The 20,786-nt window shown below is 41.9% G+C and carries 25 protein-coding genes; 1 reads left to right on the top strand and 24 read right to left on the bottom strand.

Annotated features, from left to right (window positions below; genetic code table 11):
• Positions 1-28: 28 nt before the first annotated feature.
• The 17 genes from H7F25_RS08890 to H7F25_RS08970 all read right to left on the bottom strand — a co-directional run bounded on the left by H7F25_RS08890 (position 29) and on the right by H7F25_RS08970 (position 14,980).
• On the bottom strand, positions 29-538 hold the full coding sequence (locus H7F25_RS08890) for a YpoC family protein (RefSeq protein WP_024428110.1): 510 nt from the start codon (positions 536-538) through the stop codon (positions 29-31).
• Positions 535-1,197 (bottom strand): endonuclease III, encoded by a 663-nt coding sequence (gene nth, locus H7F25_RS08895; protein WP_122631032.1) that lies wholly within the window; start codon positions 1,195-1,197, stop codon positions 535-537. The genes H7F25_RS08890 and nth overlap by 4 nt, the downstream gene beginning before the upstream one ends.
• A 17-nt stretch (positions 1,198-1,214) precedes the next feature.
• A complete protein-coding gene (locus H7F25_RS08900) occupies positions 1,215-1,919 on the bottom strand; it encodes a DnaD domain-containing protein (RefSeq protein WP_024422777.1) in 705 nt (234 codons plus the stop codon).
• Positions 1,920-2,018: 99 nt separating this feature from the next.
• On the bottom strand, positions 2,019-3,311 hold the full coding sequence (asnS, locus tag H7F25_RS08905) for an asparagine--tRNA ligase (protein WP_024422778.1): 1,293 nt from the start codon (positions 3,309-3,311) through the stop codon (positions 2,019-2,021).
• Positions 3,312-3,425: 114 nt separating this feature from the next.
• A complete protein-coding gene (gene tseB / locus H7F25_RS08910) occupies positions 3,426-3,911 on the bottom strand; it encodes a cell wall elongation/penicillin-binding protein regulator TseB (RefSeq protein WP_024422779.1) in 486 nt (161 codons plus the stop codon).
• Positions 3,912-3,923: 12 nt separating this feature from the next.
• Positions 3,924-4,094, bottom strand: a complete 171-nt coding sequence (locus tag H7F25_RS08915; protein ID WP_065214698.1) for a YpmA family protein — start codon at positions 4,092-4,094, stop codon at positions 3,924-3,926.
• A 132-nt stretch (positions 4,095-4,226) separates the two neighbouring features.
• Positions 4,227-7,019, bottom strand: a complete 2,793-nt coding sequence (gene dinG / locus H7F25_RS08920) for an ATP-dependent DNA helicase DinG (protein ID WP_122631033.1) — start codon at positions 7,017-7,019, stop codon at positions 4,227-4,229.
• Between the two features lie 113 nt (positions 7,020-7,132).
• Entirely contained in the window at positions 7,133-7,516 is a 384-nt protein-coding gene (gene panD, locus H7F25_RS08925; protein ID WP_024422780.1) for an aspartate 1-decarboxylase, read from the bottom strand.
• Positions 7,509-8,375 carry a pantoate--beta-alanine ligase gene (gene panC, locus H7F25_RS08930; RefSeq protein ID WP_034623474.1) on the bottom strand — a complete coding sequence of 289 codons (867 nt, stop codon included), beginning with the start codon at positions 8,373-8,375 and terminating at the stop codon, positions 7,509-7,511. The genes panD and panC overlap by 8 nt, the downstream gene beginning before the upstream one ends.
• Entirely contained in the window at positions 8,372-9,211 is an 840-nt protein-coding gene (gene panB, locus H7F25_RS08935; RefSeq protein WP_024422781.1) for a 3-methyl-2-oxobutanoate hydroxymethyltransferase, read from the bottom strand. Before panB ends, panC begins: the two co-directional genes overlap by 4 nt.
• 197 nt (positions 9,212-9,408) lie before the next feature.
• Complete coding sequence (locus tag H7F25_RS08940; protein ID WP_185854502.1) at positions 9,409-10,392, bottom strand: biotin--[acetyl-CoA-carboxylase] ligase; 984 nt, start codon at positions 10,390-10,392, stop codon at positions 9,409-9,411.
• The gene (locus tag H7F25_RS08945; RefSeq protein WP_122631035.1) at positions 10,365-11,567 is read right to left on the bottom strand and encodes a CCA tRNA nucleotidyltransferase; all 1,203 of its coding nucleotides are present in this window, start codon (positions 11,565-11,567) and stop codon (positions 10,365-10,367) included. The genes H7F25_RS08940 and H7F25_RS08945 overlap by 28 nt, the downstream gene beginning before the upstream one ends.
• Positions 11,560-12,705, bottom strand: a complete 1,146-nt coding sequence (bshA, locus tag H7F25_RS08950) for an N-acetyl-alpha-D-glucosaminyl L-malate synthase BshA (protein ID WP_122631036.1) — start codon at positions 12,703-12,705, stop codon at positions 11,560-11,562. Before bshA ends, H7F25_RS08945 begins: the two co-directional genes overlap by 8 nt.
• 2 nt (positions 12,706-12,707) lie before the next feature.
• Positions 12,708-13,412, bottom strand: a complete 705-nt coding sequence (bshB1, locus tag H7F25_RS08955; protein WP_024422785.1) for a bacillithiol biosynthesis deacetylase BshB1 — start codon at positions 13,410-13,412, stop codon at positions 12,708-12,710.
• Positions 13,399-13,818, bottom strand: a complete 420-nt coding sequence (mgsA, locus tag H7F25_RS08960; RefSeq protein WP_024422786.1) for a methylglyoxal synthase — start codon at positions 13,816-13,818, stop codon at positions 13,399-13,401. The genes bshB1 and mgsA overlap by 14 nt, the downstream gene beginning before the upstream one ends.
• Positions 13,819-13,835: 17 nt before the next feature.
• Positions 13,836-14,639, bottom strand: a complete 804-nt coding sequence (dapB, locus tag H7F25_RS08965) for a 4-hydroxy-tetrahydrodipicolinate reductase (RefSeq protein ID WP_122631037.1) — start codon at positions 14,637-14,639, stop codon at positions 13,836-13,838.
• Positions 14,640-14,644: 5 nt separating this feature from the next.
• Entirely contained in the window at positions 14,645-14,980 is a 336-nt protein-coding gene (locus H7F25_RS08970) for a nucleotide pyrophosphohydrolase (protein WP_024422788.1), read from the bottom strand.
• 137 nt (positions 14,981-15,117) lie between these two features.
• Between H7F25_RS08970 and H7F25_RS08975 the strand changes: the two genes are divergently transcribed.
• On the top strand, positions 15,118-15,990 hold the full coding sequence (locus H7F25_RS08975) for a YitT family protein (RefSeq protein ID WP_024422789.1): 873 nt from the start codon (positions 15,118-15,120) through the stop codon (positions 15,988-15,990).
• A 30-nt stretch (positions 15,991-16,020) separates the two neighbouring features.
• On the opposite strand, the gene ypjB is transcribed toward H7F25_RS08975, so the two are convergent.
• The 7 genes from ypjB to H7F25_RS09010 all read right to left on the bottom strand — a co-directional run bounded on the left by ypjB (position 16,021) and on the right by H7F25_RS09010 (position 20,768).
• Positions 16,021-16,824, bottom strand: coding sequence for a sporulation protein YpjB (ypjB, locus tag H7F25_RS08980; RefSeq protein WP_024422790.1), 804 nt, complete (start codon positions 16,822-16,824; stop codon positions 16,021-16,023).
• Between the two features lie 65 nt (positions 16,825-16,889).
• Positions 16,890-17,483 carry a lipoprotein heptaprenylglyceryl N-acetyltransferase LhaT gene (locus tag H7F25_RS08985; RefSeq protein WP_024428102.1) on the bottom strand — a complete coding sequence of 198 codons (594 nt, stop codon included), beginning with the start codon at positions 17,481-17,483 and terminating at the stop codon, positions 16,890-16,892.
• 100 nt (positions 17,484-17,583) lie between these two features.
• Positions 17,584-18,351: a menaquinol-cytochrome c reductase cytochrome b/c subunit gene (locus H7F25_RS08990; protein ID WP_024422792.1), complete on the bottom strand. Its 768-nt coding sequence runs from the start codon at positions 18,349-18,351 to the stop codon at positions 17,584-17,586.
• A gap of 41 nt (positions 18,352-18,392) precedes the next feature.
• Positions 18,393-19,067: a menaquinol-cytochrome c reductase cytochrome b subunit gene (gene qcrB / locus H7F25_RS08995; protein ID WP_003215804.1), complete on the bottom strand. Its 675-nt coding sequence runs from the start codon at positions 19,065-19,067 to the stop codon at positions 18,393-18,395.
• Between the two features lie 2 nt (positions 19,068-19,069).
• Complete coding sequence (locus tag H7F25_RS09000; RefSeq protein WP_007500911.1) at positions 19,070-19,576, bottom strand: ubiquinol-cytochrome c reductase iron-sulfur subunit; 507 nt, start codon at positions 19,574-19,576, stop codon at positions 19,070-19,072.
• 144 nt (positions 19,577-19,720) lie between these two features.
• Positions 19,721-20,167: a YpiF family protein gene (locus tag H7F25_RS09005; RefSeq protein ID WP_185854503.1), complete on the bottom strand. Its 447-nt coding sequence runs from the start codon at positions 20,165-20,167 to the stop codon at positions 19,721-19,723.
• 61 nt (positions 20,168-20,228) lie between these two features.
• Positions 20,229-20,768 carry a ReoY family proteolytic degradation factor gene (locus tag H7F25_RS09010; RefSeq protein WP_008344562.1) on the bottom strand — a complete coding sequence of 180 codons (540 nt, stop codon included), beginning with the start codon at positions 20,766-20,768 and terminating at the stop codon, positions 20,229-20,231.
• Between the last annotated feature and the right edge of the window lie 18 nt (positions 20,769-20,786).

The following is a 20,786-nucleotide window of genomic DNA, read 5'->3' on the forward strand; positions in this document are numbered from 1 at the left end:
GCACTTGCCTCCTTGGCAAGTGCTTTTTTTAACGCTGCTGTCTGATTTTTTTTAGTGCTTCATATTTTCCATACTGCTTTTTTAATTCCGTGTATAGCTCGTCCAATTGAATAAAGCAGTGATATTGAGTTGGTTTTAGCAAAATGAACTCTAAACGTTCCGTCCAATTAATCGGAGCAACAGGAAATGTCTCTTGCTTGATATGTTCCCATTCAAACGTTTGGACACTCTCCCCTTTGATCCAGTAAAACATCGCAATCATACTGACGATTCCTTGCAGCATATCATCTTCTTCACAGCGGGATTTTCTTGTTTGGAAACGAGGAAGCATTTTTTCTTTTAATTCGTCCCACAGCTCAAACATCACAGGAACAAATTCTTCCGTTTCCTGCCACGGAAACTCGTCTGTTAAAACTTCTGAAGATAGATCATATGCGAGCGGATTGGCTCTCAGTATATCTACTCGATCACCTTTAATCTCTACCTTTTTTTCTTTTAGCTTTTCGACATATGAGGTGAAAACAGCTGCCCCGCTCATGCCAGCTTCACCAATCCTTTTTTCAGCCTCTTCTGCCCTTCTCTGCACATATCAAGAAGTGGACACGATTCGCACTGCGGCCGCTGCGCCTTACAATGATATCTCCCAAAAAAGATCAGACGGTGATGCGTCACAGACCAATCTTCTTGTGGCACCTTTTTCATCAAGGTTTGCTCTACTTCAAGCACAGAATCCTTCCAGCGGCAGATGCCTAGACGTTTGCTGACTCGTTCTACATGTGTATCTACTGCTATTGCCGGTACCCCAAAAGCGACTGAAACGACGACATTTGCTGTTTTCCGGCCAACCCCAGGAAGCTTAACAAGCTCGTCCCGGTCCTTTGGTACTTCACCGCCATATTCTTCAATCAGCATTTTGCTCAACTTTTGAATGTTTTTAGCCTTATTTCGATAAAGACCAATCGAGCGAATATCTTGCTGCAGTTCTTCAAGCGGTACACTTAAATAGTCTTCTGGTGTTTTATATTTTTGAAATAACGTTTTGGTGACCTTGTTTACAAGCACGTCCGTACATTGAGCAGAGAGCGCAACAGCAATCACAAGCTCAAATGGATTGGCATGAACAAGCTCACACTCAGCCTCTGGAAACATATCTCCTATAATATCTAAACACTCATTGATTTGTTTTTTTGATAACATGCCTTCTCCTTTATTGGTTATTGTTCCAGCCAATTATAAAAAGGAACTTGTCGTTTATAAGTGGACGTCTCTTCGTTTGAAGGTGGCGTTTTCTGCTGAGAACGGAAGTGCTGGCTATGTTCTTTTGCTTCTTTCGCTGTTTTCAGCCCTTTCTTTTTCCACTCAAATAAAATTCGATCAATATAACGGAAATTTAATTTCCCTGATAAAACGGCTTCTCTTAGTGCTAGCCGAATCATCTCAGCATCATGATGGTCTTGATCCATCCAGATCGAAAGTGTTTCTCCTTCAAGGGGTGACAGCGGTCTGCCGAATTCATCTTCAAATAAAGCATATAAAGATTTTTCAGCCTGCACCTGTTGTTTTTGAACTTCTTTCGCCTGTTTTGTTTCTAAAAAGTCATACAGCACGCCCCATAAAGGTTCTACTGAGTAACGGTCATGCTGAATACCAGACCTGTCTTCAAATGGCTGAATCGAGATAAATCCTTTTTGAATCAGATGCTGAACCATATACGCGCACTCTTCCGCTGAAATGGTCATGCCTTGAGAAAGCTCTTCAAATGTTTGAAAGAAAACGCCTTGTTCTTCATTCATTTTAATTTTGAGCATCACCATCATCTGTGATTCATTCAGTCCTAACTGCTCATAATGAGCAATCAGCAAATTAGGCAAACTTGTCGACCCCATTTGCTGCATATTAATAAATTGCTGCCTATTCATCGGATACACCTCTTCACTTTAAGTATATCACGTTTTATTTCACGTGCCTCTCTAAAAAGACGTTTGAAAAAGCCTCCATTTGTTGGAGGCTTTCACGTCTTAAGGGTATAAACGGTTTAATAATCTTGGGAAAGGAATGGTTTCACGCACATGCGGCGCTCCGCTAATCCAAGCAACTGTACGTTCAAGTCCAAGACCAAAACCTGAATGCGGTACAGAACCGTATTGTCTTAATTCTGTATACCATTTGTAAGTTTCCTGATCAAGCCCATGTTCTTTCAATCTTGCTTCAAGAAGCTCTAAATCATGAACACGCTCAGAACCGCCAATAATCTCTCCGTAGCCTTCTGGTGCAATCAAGTCTGCACAAAGGACAACATCTTCACGATCCGGTGCTGGCTGCATATAAAACGGTTTTAATGATGTTGGGTAATGAGTGATAAACACTGGTTTATCATAGCTTTCGGCGATCGCAGTTTCGTGAGGCGCTCCGAAGTCATCTCCCCATTCGATATCATCAAAGCCTTTTTCCTGCAAGAATTTAATCGCTTCATCGTAAGTGATGCGCGGGAATGGTGCTTTGATATTTTCTAATTTTGCTGTATCACGGCCTAATGTTTGCAGCTCCACTTTACAGTTTTCAAGTACACTTTGAACAACATGAGTCACATAATTTTCTTGATACTCAAGGTTTTCATTGAATTCGACAAAAGCCATCTCCGGCTCGATCATCCAAAACTCAATTAAATGACGTTTTGTTTTAGATTTTTCAGCTCTAAATGTTGGGCCAAATGAGAAAACTTTTCCGAGTGCCATTGCTGCAGCTTCCATGTAAAGCTGGCCACTTTGAGAAAGGTATGCATCTTCATCAAAATATTTCGTAGCAAACAGTTCCGTTGTGCCTTCAGGTGCACTTCCAGTTAAAATGGGCGGATCTACTTTCACGAAACCTTCTTGATGGAAGTATTCATATGTAGCACGAATAATTTCGTTACGGATTTTCATAATGGCATGCTGTTTTTTAGAACGAAGCCATAAATGACGGTGATCCATTAAGAATTCTGTTCCATGCTCTTTTGGTGTAATTGGATAATCTGTCGCTTCATGAATCACTTCAATAGATTTCACTTGCAATTCAAAACCTAGCGGTGAACGCTCATCTTTTGTCACTTGACCTGTCACATAGACAGATGTTTCTTGAGTGACTGATTTCGCAAGCTTAAAGACTTCCTCTTCCACTTCTGCTTTTACTACGACTCCTTGAATAAAGCCTGTCCCGTCACGCAGCTGCAAAAATGCAATTTTTCCGCTTGAACGTTTATTGGCAATCCATGCGCCGATGGTTACTTCTTGATCGACGTGTTTGAACACTTGATTAATCGTTGTTTTCAACATAATTCCCTCCAAAGCCAGAAAGAAACTCACCTTTAGACAGGTGTGAATCTTTTTTCATACATTTTATTATAACCGTTCTAAATCAGCATGGTCAACGCAAGACAGGAGAAACTACGGTGTTAAATTTTTTTCCACGTGTCCTGTCGAGAAGTCGACATAGCTGAAGCTATATTGATTGTTTTCATTTAAGTATGTCACTTCCCAAAGAAGTACGTCACCTTCTCTCGCTAATTTGACTTCTTTTAGCTTAGAGACCGTGTTCTCCTTTTGAACGGCTTGTACTGCTTGATTCGAGGTAATGCCTTCTTTTGCTTTTTTTGCGATCACTTTTTCTTTTTTGCTGGCAGGAACCCAAACGTAGGTCGTTTCATTCTGTTTGTTTTTCCCTTCAACAATAAATTGTTTTTCTTTCCCGACAAAGGTTTCCACTTGCTCCACTTGTACGATGTTTGCTTGTTCTTTTGCTCGTTCGATCGCTGCTTCATGCCCTTGTTCTCTTTGTCCCATGGCAATTTGATAAATCCACGTAAAGCTGATGATGCCAATAAGCAGAACGAGAGCCACTACAGATGAAATAATCCAGACTATTTTTTTCATGTCAAGCTTCCCCTATGTGCGATATATCGTAAATACCGCTTGATTTTGGTCTTCTTGATCTAATGCTAATCCAAACATGAGATCTTCTCTTTTAAGCGTTCTGTTCAATAAATCAACGATTTTGTATAGGTCTTCTGAATGCTTAATTTGAACAGTTGAAAGTACCTCTATTTTACTTTCCACTTCTAATTCCTCCTCGGTACGTAAATATTGTTAGTCATACTTTTCTGCACGGGAACCGATACTATTTTTACAACGGAACACAAAAAGCCGTTACGATAAATTAACTCCAAACCCACACCAGCTAAAGGCCGCTTATGACAGCGGCTTTTCGTTGTTAAGGTTTTCTATATACGCCTCAAGTGACTCTTTTGACATCTCGTGAACCGGCGCATGAGGGAGTGATTCTAAAAATAGTTTTCCGTATGAAGCTGTTTTCACTCGGCGGTCTAAAATCAGCAATGTGCCTATGTCTTTTTCAGAGCGTAGCAAGCGTCCAGCTCCTTGCTTAAAGGTTAACACAGCTTCTGGTAAAGCGACCGCTTTAAACGGATTCTTCCCTTGTTTTTTAGCTGCATCACATTTGGCTTCAATGAGAGGAGAATCAGGCGGCCTGAACGGAAGACGTGCCATGATGACTGTTGTCAGCTCTGAGCCCGGAAAATCAACACCTTCCCAAAAACTACCCGTACCAAGTAAAATGGCTTGTTTTGCTAATTTGAACATTTTCGTTAATTTTACGGGGCTTCCGCCTGTCAAACCTTGAGCAAAAAGAGCTGATTGCATCCCTTCTGTTTTTAGCTCTTCATAGACTGCTTTTAACATCTCATGTGAATTAAACAAAACCAATATTTTTGCATGCTGCTGCTTTTCCATGACCTTAATATATTGCGCAGCCTGCTTTACATAATCTCGTTCATCACGGTTCGTAATCGGCGGCATGTCTGCTGGAACAATGACCTTAAGCTGTTTTTCAAGTTCAAAAGGTGAATCAATTTGCACAAGATGAGGATAAAAATCTTGCAGGCCAAACCGTTCCAAGCAATAATCAAAGCGGTGATTGATGGTGAGTGTCCCTGATGTGAGGACAACACTCTTTTTGTTCATAAAGAAACGATCAGCCAAAAGCTCCCCAGTATCTAACGGCTGTGCATGCATAAAGACTGCGTTTTTGGCACCTTTTGCATCAATTTCAATCCAAACCGTTTCATCGTTTTTCGGTTCAAAGATAAACCGGTACAGTGTACTGCAAAAAGTATGCATAAACGACATAACTTGGTCGTATTCCTCTGCTTCAAAGGCAAAGTGTTCTGTCAGCTGATCACTTTTTTGAAGAAGCTCATTTTTTTGCTGTTCATACAGTTTCTCACAAGCAATTAACAAGGAACAAAGCTTACTTGCCGTTTCTTTAATCCGTTTCCACTGAGCATGCTTTGAATGATGACGTACTCTATGAATGAGACGATTGATGTCGGCTTTTGGTTTTGTCCTTTTCACAAATGAATGGACGGTGCTAAAGAAAGCGTCACTTTCCATTTGAAGCTGATTGAGATACTCATCCATTTCAATAAAGGTGTCTGTCTGTAACCCTGCATGATGAAATCTCTTTTTCAGTTTCTTTAACAGTCCGCCTTGCAAGGAGCCAAGCTGCGTTAATTTCGCGTGAAGCTGGATATAAGACGCACTATCCCCTAGTGTTTCATTGGCTGTTTTCTCAAATTGATGGGCTTCGTCTATCACATATACGTCAGCATGCTGAAAGATAGACGATGCCTCCGTTTGTGATAAAAGCAGACGATGATTCGTTAAAATTAAATCAGCTGTTCTTGCCCTTTTTTTGGCGCGCTCATAAAAGCAATAGTCTTTAAAACGGCGCTTTTTCGATGTAAACGGCATATGCACACAGGAAATGCGGTCTTTTATATTGGCAGCTCCTGACGGTAAATTCAGTTCAGATAAATCACCTGTTTCTGTTACAAGGAGCCACATTAAAATTTGCGCCTTCGTTAAGACGACATCATAGTTATCATCTTCCTCATGAAGCACGTGCTCAAACTTATCTAAACAAATATAATGCGCCCGACCTTTAAATACACAGGCAGCAGGCTCAAACGGGAGCAATTGATTCAACATCGGCACATCGCGCTGAAGCATTTGCTGCTGCAAAAGGATGGAATATGTACTAATAATGACAGGTTTTCCTGATTTCCTCGCTTCTAGAGCTGCTGGGATGAGGTAAGCGAGCGTTTTCCCAATACCCGGCGCCGCTTCAATTAATGCATAAGCTCTTTCATGAAACACGTCTCTCACTTTATTCATCATTGTAAGCTGGCCTTCTCTTACCTCATAGCCTTCTACCGTTTGCGGAAGCTTCTTTTTGATCTCCTCAAACAGCTGTTTATCATCTTCGCCTACTGAATGTGTCGCCCTACTGATAGGATTGGTGACATCTTTTACAGAAAAAGAGCCGACTTCCACTAAAGAATCTTCCCGGCTAGCATGGTTTGTTTCAAGCTGCTTAATTAAAAGTCCTATATCACTTAGGAGATAAGAGGATAATCTGCGCAGCTGCTTCAGCACATTTTTCGGTGTATGTTTTAATTGATGTAATAAAGTTAAAAATAACATGGCAGTAACTTCCGCATCACTATCCGCCCTATGCGGGTGGTCATGTGGAAGCATGAGCTCTTCACTTAATTCAGTGAGCTTATAACCTTCAAGCTCAGGATAAAGAATTCTAGAGATCTCAACTGTATCAATTGCTAGCACATCCAGCTCATTTTTCCCGCATGCTTTTAGTTCATCATTTAAAAAATTCAAGTCAAAATGAACATTGTGCGCAACAAAATAAGCACCCTGTATGAGATCATACACCTCTTGGGCAATGTCCTCAAAAAACACCGCATCGTCAACCATGTGCTGCTGAATGCCTGTCAGCTGTTCAATAAATCCTGGGATTGCTTTTCCCGGGTTCACATATTTTGAATACCGTTCGACAATTTGTCCATTTTCAATGACCACCGCAGCTATTTGAATGATTTTATCACCCTTTTTAGGTGAATTCCCGGTGGTTTCAATATCAACGACAACAAACCTTTGATCGGTCATAAAATGGACACCTCAATTCCTCGTTTCACCCTGAAGTGAAACACGCTCTGGACAAAATAGATGAAACAGAACAGCCTCTCTTCTGAAACTGTTCTGTTTCCACGGAGCCTGCGTTATAAAATCGTTCTCGCAGGCTCTTGCCCAATCATTTGTTCAATTTGATTTTGTTTATTTAACACGACCACTTTTGGTGTATGTGTCTTAGCTTCTTCTTCTGACAGCATCCCATAAGCGATAATAATGACTTCATCCCCTGGCTGAACGAGTCTCGCCGCCGCCCCATTTAGACAAATGACACCGCTCTTTCTTTCGCCGGGAATAATATATGTTTCAAGTCTTGCGCCATTATGATTATTGACAATTTGTACTTTCTCATTTGCCATCATACCTGCCGCATCAAGTAAATCTTCGTCAATTGTGATACTTCCTACATAATGTAAGTTTGCTTCTGTTACCGTTGCTTTATGAAGCTTAGATGTCATAAAGGTTCTATACATGTTTTTCACCGCTTTCAGGAACATGGAAAATCACATTATCAATCAGTCTTGCCCGTGAGAATTTCACCGCAACCGCCATAATGACTTGACCTGCTAACTGCTGAAGCGGCTCAAGTTCTGGATATGAATAGATCTCAATATAATCTATTTCTCCGCACGTCTGAACAAGTTCCTCTTCAATCTGCTGATATACACGACTGACATCACGTTCACCTTTTTCAACAGCTGACCGTCCTTTTTTTAATGCGCGGTATAAAGCGGGTGCTTCTTGTCTTTCTTTTTCTGACAAGTACACATTCCTTGAGCTTTTCGCTAAGCCGTCTTCTTCTCTGACTGTCGGTACAGATACAAGGTGAAGATCAAAGAAGAAATCTTTGATCATCGCATCGATCACAGCGACTTGCTGTGCATCCTTTAGTCCAAAGTAGACATTTGTTGGTGACACAAGATGAAACAGCTTTGTGAGCACAGTGACAACGCCGTCAAAATGTCCTGGACGTTTTTTTCCGCATAAGACATCTGTCCGCTTTTGAACCGTCATCGTAATAGATGGTTCATTTTGGTACATTTCCTTCACATCAGGTGTAAATAAAATATCCACCCCTGCTGCTTCTGCCAGACGCTGGTCTCTTTCCATATCCCTTGGATAGGATTCAAAGTCTTCATTTGGTCCAAATTGCAACGGATTGACAAAAATACTCATCACGACAATGTCATTTTGACTTCTTGCCTCTTTCGCAAGCGTCAGATGTCCTTCATGAAGAAAACCCATCGTTGGGACAAAGCCGATGGAATGCTGTTTTTCTTGATGCTGCTTGATTAATTCTTTTAGCTCGTGAATATGGGTGACAACATTCATTTTTTGATTCCCCCATATAAGCCATCAAGGACTTCTTCTTTGATATGAAACGTGTGCATGTCCTCTGGAAATGTGCGTGCTTTTACTTCTTTCGTATATTGAATGAGCGCTTCTTCTAAAACAGTATCAATTTGCGCGTATTGTTTCACAAACTTAGGTGTTCTAGACACCCCGTATCCTACCACATCATGGTAAACGAGAACTTGTCCGTCTGCCTCAGCTCCTGCACCAATTCCGATCACAGGAATCTTCAGCATGTCGGTAATTCGTTTTGTCAGTTCGCCAGGTACGCATTCCAGCACAAGAGCGATTGCACCGGCTTCCTCACATTTCAAGCTGTCTTCAATCAATTTTTGAGCACTTTCGTGGTCTTTTCCTTGCACTTTATATCCGCCAAGTACACCAACTGATTGAGGTGTGAGGCCTAAATGACTGACGACAGGAATTCCGCCTCTTGTTAGAGCTTGAATGGATTCAAATACTCCATCTCCGCCTTCTAGCTTTAAGGCATCGGCACCGCTTTCTTGCATGATGCGTGCAGCATTTTTCATTGTTTCTTCTAACGAATAATGGTAAGACATAAATGGCATATCAGTCACAACAAATGTGTCTTTTGCGCCTCTTTTCACTGCTTTTGTGTGATGGATCATATCATCCATCGTGACTTGAACTGTGGAATCTAGTCCAAGTACAACCATCCCAAGTGAATCACCAACTAAGATCATGTCGACTTCCGCTTTTTCCGCTTGCTTTGCAGCTGGATAGTCGTATGCGGTCAGCATCACAATAGGTTCGTTTTGTTCTTTCATTTTGAAAAAATCTAGCTTTGTCTTCATTTGTTCCTCCTCATTCTGGAGAGGAGATGGCTTGCCTCACATCACATGCTTTGATTTCTCATGTGCGGCGAATCATCCCTCTGTCCAAGTCCCTTAGGATCAAGGCAGAAATTTATCGAATTTTTCTTCCTAACAGGTACAGTTCTTTGCAGATACTGCCCACACGAAGTATATCAAAAATGTGCCGGGTGTTCCACTCAAGTTGACTTGATCTCAATGTCTGCGGAGTAGATTTTTTGGATACCGTCCTCCGTTTCAAGCAATAAAACACCTTCTTCATTGATGCCAAGCGCCTTCCCCGTATATTGCCCATTGAAGGTGCGGGCAACAATATGTTGACCGATCGTCATCGCAAACGATTCCCATAATTGTTTAATGGGCGCAAATCCTTGCTTCATATAATCATCATATCTTTTTTCAAAAGTGGACATGATCTGTTGTATAAGTGCAGCACGATCCACTTTTTCATTCAGTTCCATCCGCAGACTTGTGGCGACATCCTTTAGGTCATCCGGGAAGTCATCAGCTGTTTGGTTCACATTTATGCCCGGTCCAATAATGACCGCATGAACCTGGTCCGCTTCTGCTTTTAATTCAGTCAGAATGCCAACGACCTTTTTTCCATTCAACAAAATATCGTTTGGCCATTTAATAGATGGACTGAGTCCTGTTTGCTGCGCAATCGCTTCTGCGATGGCTACAGATGCCAAAAGCGTCATTTGCGGCGCTTTATGCAGCGGAATTTCAGGCCGGAGAATGAGACTCATCCAAATGCCTGTCCCGTTTGGTGAATGCCACGTTCTTTGAAGACGCCCTTTTCCGTTTGTCTGATGATCGCTGACAACGATCGTGCCGTGGGGCGCACCTTCATTGACAAGATCATGGGCAATCAGCTGGGTTGAAGCGACTTCTTTCTGAAAGAAAATATGCCTGCCAAAGCTCTCTGTTTCCAGACCAAACAGAATTTCGTCCTCACTAATTTTGTCCGGTTTACGAAGCAGACGGTATCCTTTTCTTCTAACTGCTTCTACCTCATACCCCTCTTTTCGCAAGTCCTCCATATGCTTCCACACAGCTGTTCGGGAGCAGCCAAGTTCATCACAAATTTGCTGACTTGAGACAAAATCCTGACTGGATGCTGTAAATAGTTCAATTAATCGTTTTCTAATTGCGGATCGCATGCTTTAAGCCACTCCTCTATGGCTTCTTTTCGGTTTTCTAAACGGTTTTGCAAAACGGCTTTTTTCACAAAATTGAGCTCCTCTGCAATCCATTTCCCAGACGACTTTTGCCGAAATGCCATTAAATCTTTTCCTGAAACAGCGAGGTCTTGGAGCTTTTTAATCGGCAGTGCATCATAAGAACGCTTCGCTGCCTCCAGCTCATCAAAGAAAATGCGGCGCTCATGTTTTAGCTGTGTGATCTTCAAACTAGATAAGAGCACGTGTTCACCAGCTTCAAACATGTTTTCCGCATCCCAGTCACAATCAACGTATTTACTAATGGCTACTGCTTCTTTCAAAAGCTTAGTTGACAGCTTCCATTCTTTTAAGAAGGCCGCAGCCTCCGCTTCATCTAGGCCGAGTAAATGAATGCAAGCCCCCCATACCTCTTCTAGTCCATCCAGTAAGTAATATGGAAAGGCTTGAAAGGATTCATGAAGACGCTCCTCTTTAAGACCTGGCAATTCTTCATATAAATTGGTTGAAATGAGTACTTGAATGGCCTTCTCACAATGACGGCCTTTTAAAAGCTTCTCCATTTCAATCTTTTTGCGCTCAACTGATATGTTGGCAAGCAGATGCTTATCCTTTTTCATAGCTTCAGCCGTTTCATCAGCGAGTTCAAAGCCAAGCTGGCTTAAAAAACGGACAGCTCTCATCATGCGAAGCGCATCTTCTTGAAAGCGGCACGCAGGATCTCCAACAGTTTGAATTCGTTTCCGCTTAATATCCTGTTTACCACCTACATGATCAATAATTTCCCCATTTATATCCATGGCCATCGCATTAATCGTTAAATCTCTTCTTAAAAGATCTTCCTTAAGCGACGTGATAAACGCCACTTCTTTCGGTCTGCGAAAATCTTCATATTCTGATTCCGTTCGAAACGTCGTGACCTCATAGCTGACACCATCATGCAACACAATGACAGTGCCATGCTCCTTACCGACATCTACTGTTTTTTCAAATAAAGACTCAACCTTATCAGGTGTTGCATCTGTCGCAATATCGATATCTCCGATTTCCCGTCCTAATAGAACATCTCTCACCGCTCCGCCGACAAAGTAAGCCTGATGCCCATGTTCGTGCAGTGTATGTAATATAGGGATCGCATGTGTGAATGGTTCATTCATCTTCATCATCACCTTCGATCAATTCTAGGTAAAGCTTCTCATATTCACTCACAATCTTATCAGAGGAGAAATGAGCCTGAACACTAGACTGAGCTGCCGCTGACACTTTTTCATGAAGCGCTTCGTCTTTCAGCAGAGACACTGCGTGCTTTGCTGCTCCGTTTATATCGCCGAGCGGGACAAGAAACCCTGTTTCTCCATGTGTAATGACCTCTGGAATACCGCCGACATCCGTACCGATACAAGGAACACCGCACGCCATTGCTTCAAGAAGCACAAGCCCAAAGCTCTCCTTCTCTGAAAGAAGCAGCTTCAAATCACTTATTGAATATAGCTCCTCAACCTTCTCTTGCTTGCCTAAAAACAACACGCGGTCTGTCAGTCCTAATTTTTTCACGAGTTCACATACAACCGATTTCTCAGGACCATCACCAATGAGCAGCAGCTTTGCCTGCACCTGTTCAGCAATCTTTTGAAACACATGAATCACGTCATGCACCCGTTTCACCTTTCGAAAGTTTGATACATGGATGATGACCTTTTCGTTCGGTAAAAGACCATAATGTGTCTTTAGCAAATCGTGATCTTCACGCAAATACACCCGTTCATCTACAAAATTATGAATCGTATCAATCTTTTTATCTGGTTTGATGAGATCGTATGTCTGCGCAGCTAATGAATGCGACACCGCTGTTACGCGATCCGATGATTCGATGGCGAACCGAATCACTTCTTTTAATGATGGATCATAGCCTAAAACCGTAATATCCGTTCCATGAAGCGTCGTAACGACTTTCACAGAGTGTCCAGTCATTTGTTTGGCTAGAAACGCACAGACAGCGTGCGGGACTGCATAATGCGCGTGAATAATATCAAGCTTTTCTCGTTTTGCGACTTCTGCCAATTTACTTGCCAGCGCAAGGTCATAAGGCGGATATTGAAATACTGCATATTGATTCACATCCACCTCATGAAAATAAATATTCGGATATACTTTATTAAGCCTAAACGGAATGCTAGAGGTAATGAAATGAACATCGTGCCCTTTTTCAGCTAAACGTTTTCCAAGCTCCGTGGCTATAATGCCTGAGCCGCCGACACTTGGATAACAAGTAATTCCGACCTTCAGTTTTTTCATAATTACCCCCCAAGTAAGTCATCGTCCAACAAAAGTGGTTTCTTTGTGATAAACCCTTCTGCATAAGCTTTGTTGACTTCTCTTCCATACATAGACTCTCTCATTTTGACAAAATCAATATAACCGTTCACAAGAGGTGTCTCTACTGAGTTTGCCGATTTAACAAATTGGCTTTTATACGCATGCAGGCTATCAATTTTTTGGTGCATTTCCTCAGAAATATCGATCACAAAATCTGGACGATGGTGCCCATTAATCATGTAATAATACATTTGGCTTATTTTATGCGCTGGCTGCTTGTATGAATCTTCAAATTTATGTATACCTGCAGAAAAAGCGGCCTCTTCTACAAGTGAGCCCGCATGGCCATGATCTGGATGCCGATCTTGGTGGTACGGAGCGAAAATCAGTTTCGGTTTGTAAGTTCGAATCACGCCCGCAATTTCCTTCATCGCTTCGTCGTTTAGATAAAGCCCTCTATCTGGCAGTGTAAGCTGGATTCTCGCTCTGACACCTAAAATAGCGGCGGCGGCTTTTGCTTCTTCTTTGCGGCTCTCTACTGTTCCATTTGAAGATAATTCGGCCTGGGTCAAGTCGCAAATCCCGACGCGCGCCCCTTTTTTTACGTATTTTGCAATCGTTCCGCCCATTCCGATCTCTACGTCATCGCTATGGGCACCGAATGCAAGGATATCAAGTCGTTTCATTTGTTCCTCCGTTTTTTGCTACATCTCGAAAATCAAACGTACCTTTATTTAAATTCCTGACTAAAATTTCAGCAGTTCCCATATTGGTGGCTAATGGAATGGTATACACATCGCAAAGCCGGATGAGTGCAGATACATCCGGTTCATGCGGCTGCGCAGTTAGCGGGTCTCTAAAAAAGAGCACAAGATCCATTGCATTATCAGCAATTAAAGCACCGATCTGCTGATCTCCCCCAAGTGGTCCTGATTGGAAACGATGAATGGGAAGCCCCGTCGCTTCTTTCACTCTCAAACCTGTTGTCCCTGTTGCGTAAAGTGTATGATCTGCCAAAATATCACGGTACGCAGTGGTAAACTGAATCATGTCACTTTTTTTCTTATCATGAGCGATTAAAGCAATGTTCATCAGGAATCCACTCCTTATTAGTCGATGATATTTTCTAAACCATAAACGAGCTGATCAATGTGCATGACCTGCTCTACTGAAAGCTTCACGCCTGACATAAAGGATGCACGGTTATAAGAATCATGACGAATGGTGAGCGTCTGTCCGTCCATTCCAAACAGCACTTCTTGATGTGCAATCATGCCAGGAAGTCTCACGCTGTGCAGACGGATACCATCATAATCTGCTCCTCGTGCACCTTCGATTAATTCTTTCTCTTCTGGATGTCCCTGTTTCTTGCTTTCTCTTACTTCTGCAATCATTTCAGCCGTTTTTAAGCCCGTACCGCTTGGGGCATCTAATTTTTTATCATGGTGAAGCTCAATGATTTCAACGTCAGGAAAATAATTCGCTGCCATTTTGGCAAATTTCATCATTAAGACCGCACCCACAGCAAAGTTTGGTGCAATAATACAGCCTATGCCCTTTTCTTCTGTTAATTGCTGAAGCTCTTTTAGGTCATCTTCTGAAAATCCAGTTGTTCCGACGACTGGACGCACGCCATGTTCAAGTGCTTTTTTTGTATGTACTTTCCCGATTTCTGGTGTTGTTAAATCAATTAATACATCTGGTGCTGTTTCTGAAAGACACACATCAATATCCGTATAAATTGGCGCATGAGATGTCGTATGAATCACATCAGATAATTTTTTTCCTTCATGCGCGTGATCAAGTGCTGCCACCAGCTCAAAATGGCCTGTTTCTTCCGCCAGCTTCACAGCCTCTATCCCCATTCTTCCTCTTGCTCCAGCGATTACTACTTTGATGGTTTCGTTCGTCATCGTCTCTACTTCCCTTCTTTTTTCGTCCAGCGGTCTTTATCTCTTGTGTTGAATTTATGCATCACACGATCATGTGCTTCTTCTAGTGAAATATCAAGTGAATTAGCAAGGCATGTTAACACAAACAAAACATCGCCAATTTCTTCTTCCATGCTTTTTTCTGTTTCCGTTGTTTTTTTCGGCTTTTCTCCATAGTAATGGTTAACCTCTCTTGCCAGCTCCCCTAATTCTTCTGTCAGGCGGGCCATCATGGCAAGCGGGCTGAAATAGCCTTCTTTAAATTGCCCTATGTAATCATCTACTTCTTGCTGTACGTGACGCAGCGTTTTTTCTTTTGTCATGATGCTCATCCTCCTATCCATCTCTTACATGTTAGCGAAATCATAAATATTTGACAAATGTTTAAGACTCAGTTTGCTTGTTTCTCTCCCATACCATATAATATTATCGCTGTCTAAGCAAAAAAAGGAGTGGTCTCTTGCTAAAAGAAATTCGTCTTAAAAATATCGTATTTATTTTAATAGGATCTGCGATTTTTTCTTTCGGTCTTGTTCATTTTAATATGCAGAACAATTTGGCGGAAGGCGGATTTACAGGTATTACACTGCTTTTATATTTTCTATTTCACATTGACCCATCTATTTCAAACCTTGTCTTAAACATTCCGATCTTTTTTATAGGCTGGAAAATGCTCGGCAGAACGATGTTTACTTATACAATTGTAGGAACAGTGAGTCTTTCTGTCTTTCTTGCCATCTTCCAGCGCTTTCAAATACATATGCCTCTCCAGCACGATTTAGCCTTAGCCGCCCTCTTTGCAGGTGTATTTATCGGAACAGGCCTCGGAATCATCTTTAAATTCGGCGGTACAACAGGCGGTGTGGACATCATTGCAAGACTGATTAACAAGCATTATCAGGTGGCAATGGGACGAACAATGTTCATCTTCGACGCATGCGTCATTACCATCTCTCTGACCTACTTAAATTATAAAGAAGCGATGTATACACTTGTCGCAGTGTTTGTGGCTGCGAAGGTCATTGACTTCATGCAAGAAGGCGCTTACGCTGCCAAAGGCGCCATGATTATCTCTGAAAAAGACGACATCATTCAAAAGAAAATCACAGATGAAATGGAGCGCGGTGTCACCATCTTAAAAGGGGTCGGTTCCTATACGAAACAGGAGCGCAACGTTCTTTATTGCGTCGTTCCGAAAAACGAGCTTGTCCACCTTAAAAGCGTCGTGACCTCAGTCGATCCTCATGCGTTTGTATCTGTCAGTGACGTGCATGATGTACTCGGTGAAGGCTTTACATTAGATGAACACAAAAAGCCGCTCAATCCACATTAAAAAAGAAGCACCAGTTTTGGGCTTCTTTTTTTATGATTTAGGATAATCAGCCTGACGTTTTTGCTTCTTTTCTTTTTCTGCACGATATTTCCGAAATCCAACATACGTTAACGTTAATAAAATGATACTCCCGGTTGTTAAGATGACCCATAAAAGCGATGGATCCGCTTCATCTTCATCGACGTGAGCAAATACACTCGATAAATCCTCTTCCAGCTTCGTGAGACGTTCAAGCTTTGTCCCACTTGATGCTTTTAAAAATTCACCTTGCTCAATCACTTCCATGTGCTGCTTAATCGTCTGCAGCTTTTCAGGCGAAATATCAATGGTTAAACTTGGATAGATCATATCGTATAAAGAAACCAGCTCATTCCAAGTTTCATAAAATGTCGTCGATTCTGGATCTTTTACTTCTTTTTTCAAAGTAGGAAAAGAGCCCATAATAGGCTTCTCCAGCGAACCCCAAAGAGGCTCAGAATCCGACTGGATCGCATCAAGCAGCATTCTAAATTGAGAGGCATAACGAAGCTTTTCGCGCTCATTCAATTCTTCCTGCGGCAGCCCTTTTATCATATCTTGATAGCCAAGTGTAATTTGCCGAATCTGCGTATTCGTCAAAGTTCCACGCCAATTCTCAGCTTTAAATGTCTTTTCAACATACAATGCGACTTGTAAAGCCTCATCATATTTAGCTTGTCTCGTTAATTGAAAGATGGAATCTGATAGTTCCGTTAATTCTTGCAGCGTGTTAGCAGCTGTTTCCTCACCTTTGACAACTGCTGGCTGTAATACGAGAAAAAATAATAGAATCATCGCGATTGGCTTTCGTTTCATGCAAGTCCCTCCTAGCCCTTCTCCTTACAGCGTATGAAGAAAAGGACAAGGTTAGACCAACATTGTTAAGGGAGTTCCAGCTTAACCGATTTTTTCGATAGAACGAGATAATACGAAACAAGAAGAACCGCAATACTTAGCCAAAACGTCACGTAGCCGATCTCGTTTGAGTAAGCAGACAGCATAGAATAACGGGGCATCATACCAAATACATAATCAATTACATCATTATGTAAGATCCAAATGCCTGCTACCACGAGATGACGCATTTGAAAACGATAATATGGCGCAAACAATACAGCCTGAACCGCCATCGCAAAGTGAGACCCAATCAGCATGTATCCTTCCCACGGAAAATCATCAACAGATAAAAGCACAAAGATATTCATTCCTACCGCCCATAACCCATATTTAATCAAGGTCACAAGAGCAAGTGCTTCAAAATAAGGAGCATTTCGTTTCATCAAAAACGCAAGTAATACAAATAAAAAGAAAAAGCTGGCCGTTGGACTGTCTGGTACAAAAGCTAAAAAGACAGCCGGTGTCTCTACGAGCTGCGGAATATACCAATAGTAGCCGTACACAGTGCCAAGGAAATTGATCATAAGCACCAGCACAAGCATGTAGCGCGTCGCTAGCAAATATTGAATCCATCTCATATGTCTCTTCACTCACGATCTGTTAAAATCAGAAAAAAGCTGACAGCGCCAGCTTTTTCTCTTTTGAGTATATCCTTGTACTTGCATTTAAACAACTGAATTATTTTGATTTGACCTCAGATAAATATTTAGAGAGCTTCTCAAGTTCTTCATCACTGCCTTTAAAGACACCCTTCGGCATGTTGCCTTTTCCTTCTACAGCGATTTTAGCGATCTCCTCAGGCGAAAGACCGTTGTCAACGAGTGACGGTCCGGCTGCTCCGCCCTGCATGTTATCCCCGTGGCAGGAGATACATGTCTGCTCTTGATAAATTTTATACTCTTCAGCTGAAGTATCAATCTCTGCTTCTTTCTTAATCTCACCTTGTTTTGCCGCTGCTTCCCAATCATGAGTTGCAACAGACTCCCACGTTAAATATGTTGCTGCGCCGACTGCAAGAATCATCATCCCGACTGCAATTGGTCTTCTATACGGTCTGCGTTCTGGACCTGAATCAAGAAATGGTGCGAGCAAAAGTGCACCAAACGCAATTCCAGGCATAATCATCGCGCCGACGACAGTGAAGTTTCCTGCAGCAAATTCATATTTTAATAACTGGTACAAAAATAGGAAATACCAGTCTGGCAGCGGAATATAGCCAGTATCTGTTGGATCAGCCATCCGCTCAAGCGGAGGCGCATGAACAACAGTTAGGACAAGAAATCCAATTAAAAAAACGGCACCTACAAGCCATTCCTTTAAAAGAAAGTTCGGCCAAAAGGCTTCTGTTTTTCCCGGATATTCGGAATAGTCTTTAGGTATGTTAGGTTTTCTTTCTGCCGGTATTCTGGAATCTCCGACAAACTTCATCCCTTTTCCCCTATGCAAAGTCATCCCCTCCTCATTGAACATTCATCAAACGCAGCATTTTATAGCGGTCCAGAAATTCCTTGCTTACGAATCATAATAAAGTGGGCAGCCATCAGCCCAAATAATGCCGCTGGCAAGAAAAAGACATGGATAGCGAAAAATCTCGTCAGCGTTTGTGCCCCTACAATGTCAGGATGACCTGCAAGCAGCGTTTTGATCTCTTTACCAATGAAAGGTGTTGCTTCTGCTATTTGAAGACCAACCTTCGTCGCAAACAGCGCCTTCATATCCCATGGTAAAAGATAACCTGTAAAACCAAGTCCAAGCATCACAAAGAAAATGAGCACACCAACAATCCAGTTCAGCTCTCTAGGCTTTTTATACGCCCCTTGGAAAAAGACCCTTAGCGTATGTAAAAACATCATCACAATGACTAAACTCGCACCCCAGTGGTGCATCCCTCTGACAATCTGGCCAAATGCCACTTCATTTTGCAAATAATAAACAGATTCCCAGGCATTTTTAATATCCGGCACGTAATACATCGTTAAAAACATGCCCGAAAGGACTTGAATGACTGTCACAAAAAACGTTAAACCGCCAAAACAATACACAAAAGCGGAGAAATGATGTGCTGGGTTGACGTGCTCTGGCACCTCGTGATCCGCAATATCTCTCCATATTGGTGTAATGTCCAGCCGCTCATCTACCCAATCGTAAATCTTGTTAAGCATCGTTACCCTTCCCCTTTCGGCACAGCTTTTCCAAGATAGAGGTATCCGTCCTTCACTTGCTGCTTATAATGGTCAAGCGGTGCAAGCGGTGGAGTTCCGGGTACGTTTGTACCATCCTTGTCGTACAGCCCATAATGGCACGGGCAGAAAAATTTGTTTGGATTTTTCGGATCACTGTTCCAGTTCACTGTACATCCCAAATGTTTACAGATCGGCGATAAAGCGACAATTTCATCCCCTTCTTTGTACACCCATGCTGACCTAGATTCCTTTGACTCGTACCATGCATCTACTTGATCAATTTTAAAGTCAAAGCGCTTCGGTTCCTTTGTCAGTTCATCAACACTGACAACTTGAACCATATCCTGATCCTCTGTTCCTTTTAGCACAGGGTCAAGCGCAAAGCGAACCATAGGCATGAGCATTCCAGCGGCCATAAATCCCCCCACGCCGGTCAACGTGTAATTCAAAAATTGACGCCTGGACACTCCATGTCTCTTCTCGCTCATTTTTTTCTCCCCCCCTCAGGTCGTCAGCTACTTTATAACTGAATTAGAAAAAATTTCATAAAACTAGGACACCCTCATAATATATCAATCTATTCACAAGGTCAACATCCTAAAAAGCTATGTACAATGCAAATGTAAGGGTTTTTATGAAGGGTTCCATTTTTGTAACAAAAAGTTCAAAATTTGTTCTACACTGTCTTGAATGACTTTTTGCTTTAATTCAGCCTTCAAATGCTCCAGCGGAACCGGCTTGAGCAAAAATAGCGATTCACTGATCTCAGTATGCTCTTTCCACTGGTGATCAGATGTGATCAATACGACATGCTGAAAATGATCCTTGAGCGACTGCTTCATGATGAGTATATCTTCTTGTTTCCGGTCACTCACTTCCAAATATGTATGTGGCGGAAAAAGAAAAACCCGCCCTTTTAACTGTCTTTCAAGTTCATCTGCTACTAGAATAGTAAACTCTCCTAAAGACACGGTTTGTTTCATTTGACCCGCATCAATCCCAACTAATGGAATGATAGCGGTATCAATGTAAGCTTTAGATTGCAAAAATCGATCCGCGTCCTCTGCTTGAAACTTCATCAATTTCCCCTCTTTCATGACATAAGCCCTGCCTGTATAGGGCAAGGCTTATTCGTTCAGTTTATGACAATAGGCTTAATTCTTTTGCCAGCTTATTAAATGTTTCTTGATCATGACGGTCAAGTGCTTCATCTATCTCTTTCATGAGCCGTTCTTTTTGGAAAGTTGCGATTGAGTGCTCAAGCACTTTCTCAGCAAGATCCTTATCTTTTTCGTTCTCATAAAGATCCTTTGGAATATGAGGATTTGTTTCAAGAACAGCTGCATATTCCGGCGAACGATAAGCAGAACGGAAATTCAATTGAATAAACAAATCCTGCTGTTTATTCAAACGAATATCATGAAAAGACTTTTCAGCATCTGTCGTCATGATGTTTTCTTTATAAAATCTAAAGGGAACTTCATCCACACAGTGTGTTGACATGATGATTCCCCTTGGGCAAAATTCTGCTTGCTCTACAAAATGAACCTTTTCCATCAAAGAGTCGTGACTCATTAAATAATTTAATATCCAAACACACTCTCTTCGCTTTAGCTGATAATGGTTTAAGAACCACCGGATAAATTCCTTTTTTTCATTGACAGAAACAGGGGTCTGCATGTTATTCCCTCCTCTATC

Origin of the sequence: Bacillus sp. PAMC28571 (genome assembly GCF_014250435.1) — a bacterium.
GTDB classification, from domain to species: domain Bacteria; phylum Bacillota; class Bacilli; order Bacillales; family Bacillaceae; genus Bacillus; species Bacillus safensis.

Coding starts and splice junctions, on each gene's coding strand:
- H7F25_RS08890 (WP_024428110.1), bottom strand. CDS start 538: ATGAGCGGGGCAGCTGTTTTCACCTCATATGTCGAAAAGCTAAAAGAA.
- nth (WP_122631032.1), bottom strand. CDS start 1,197: ATGTTATCAAAAAAACAAATCAATGAGTGTTTAGATATTATAGGAGAT.
- H7F25_RS08900 (WP_024422777.1), bottom strand. CDS start 1,919: ATGAATAGGCAGCAATTTATTAATATGCAGCAAATGGGGTCGACAAGT.
- tseB (WP_024422779.1), bottom strand. CDS start 3,911: ATGAAAAAAATAGTCTGGATTATTTCATCTGTAGTGGCTCTCGTTCTG.
- dinG (WP_122631033.1), bottom strand. CDS start 7,019: ATGACCGATCAAAGGTTTGTTGTCGTTGATATTGAAACCACCGGGAAT.
- panD (WP_024422780.1), bottom strand. CDS start 7,516: ATGTATAGAACCTTTATGACATCTAAGCTTCATAAAGCAACGGTAACA.
- panC (WP_034623474.1), bottom strand. CDS start 8,375: ATGAATGTTGTCACCCATATTCACGAGCTAAAAGAATTAATCAAGCAG.
- panB (WP_024422781.1), bottom strand. CDS start 9,211: ATGAAGACAAAGCTAGATTTTTTCAAAATGAAAGAACAAAACGAACCT.
- H7F25_RS08940 (WP_185854502.1), bottom strand. CDS start 10,392: ATGCGATCCGCAATTAGAAAACGATTAATTGAACTATTTACAGCATCC.
- H7F25_RS08945 (WP_122631035.1), bottom strand. CDS start 11,567: ATGAATGAACCATTCACACATGCGATCCCTATATTACATACACTGCAC.
- bshA (WP_122631036.1), bottom strand. CDS start 12,705: ATGAAAAAACTGAAGGTCGGAATTACTTGTTATCCAAGTGTCGGCGGC.
- bshB1 (WP_024422785.1), bottom strand. CDS start 13,412: ATGAAACGACTTGATATCCTTGCATTCGGTGCCCATAGCGATGACGTA.
- mgsA (WP_024422786.1), bottom strand. CDS start 13,818: ATGAACATTGCTTTAATCGCTCATGATAAGAAAAAAAGTGACATGATT.
- dapB (WP_122631037.1), bottom strand. CDS start 14,639: ATGACGAACGAAACCATCAAAGTAGTAATCGCTGGAGCAAGAGGAAGA.
- H7F25_RS08970 (WP_024422788.1), bottom strand. CDS start 14,980: ATGACAAAAGAAAAAACGCTGCGTCACGTACAGCAAGAAGTAGATGAT.
- ypjB (WP_024422790.1), bottom strand. CDS start 16,824: ATGAAACGAAAGCCAATCGCGATGATTCTATTATTTTTTCTCGTATTA.
- H7F25_RS08985 (WP_024428102.1), bottom strand. CDS start 17,483: ATGAGATGGATTCAATATTTGCTAGCGACGCGCTACATGCTTGTGCTG.
- qcrB (WP_003215804.1), bottom strand. CDS start 19,067: ATGCTTAACAAGATTTACGATTGGGTAGATGAGCGGCTGGACATTACA.
- H7F25_RS09000 (WP_007500911.1), bottom strand. CDS start 19,576: ATGAGCGAGAAGAGACATGGAGTGTCCAGGCGTCAATTTTTGAATTAC.
- H7F25_RS09005 (WP_185854503.1), bottom strand. CDS start 20,167: ATGAAGTTTCAAGCAGAGGACGCGGATCGATTTTTGCAATCTAAAGCT.
- H7F25_RS09010 (WP_008344562.1), bottom strand. CDS start 20,768: ATGCAGACCCCTGTTTCTGTCAATGAAAAAAAGGAATTTATCCGGTGG.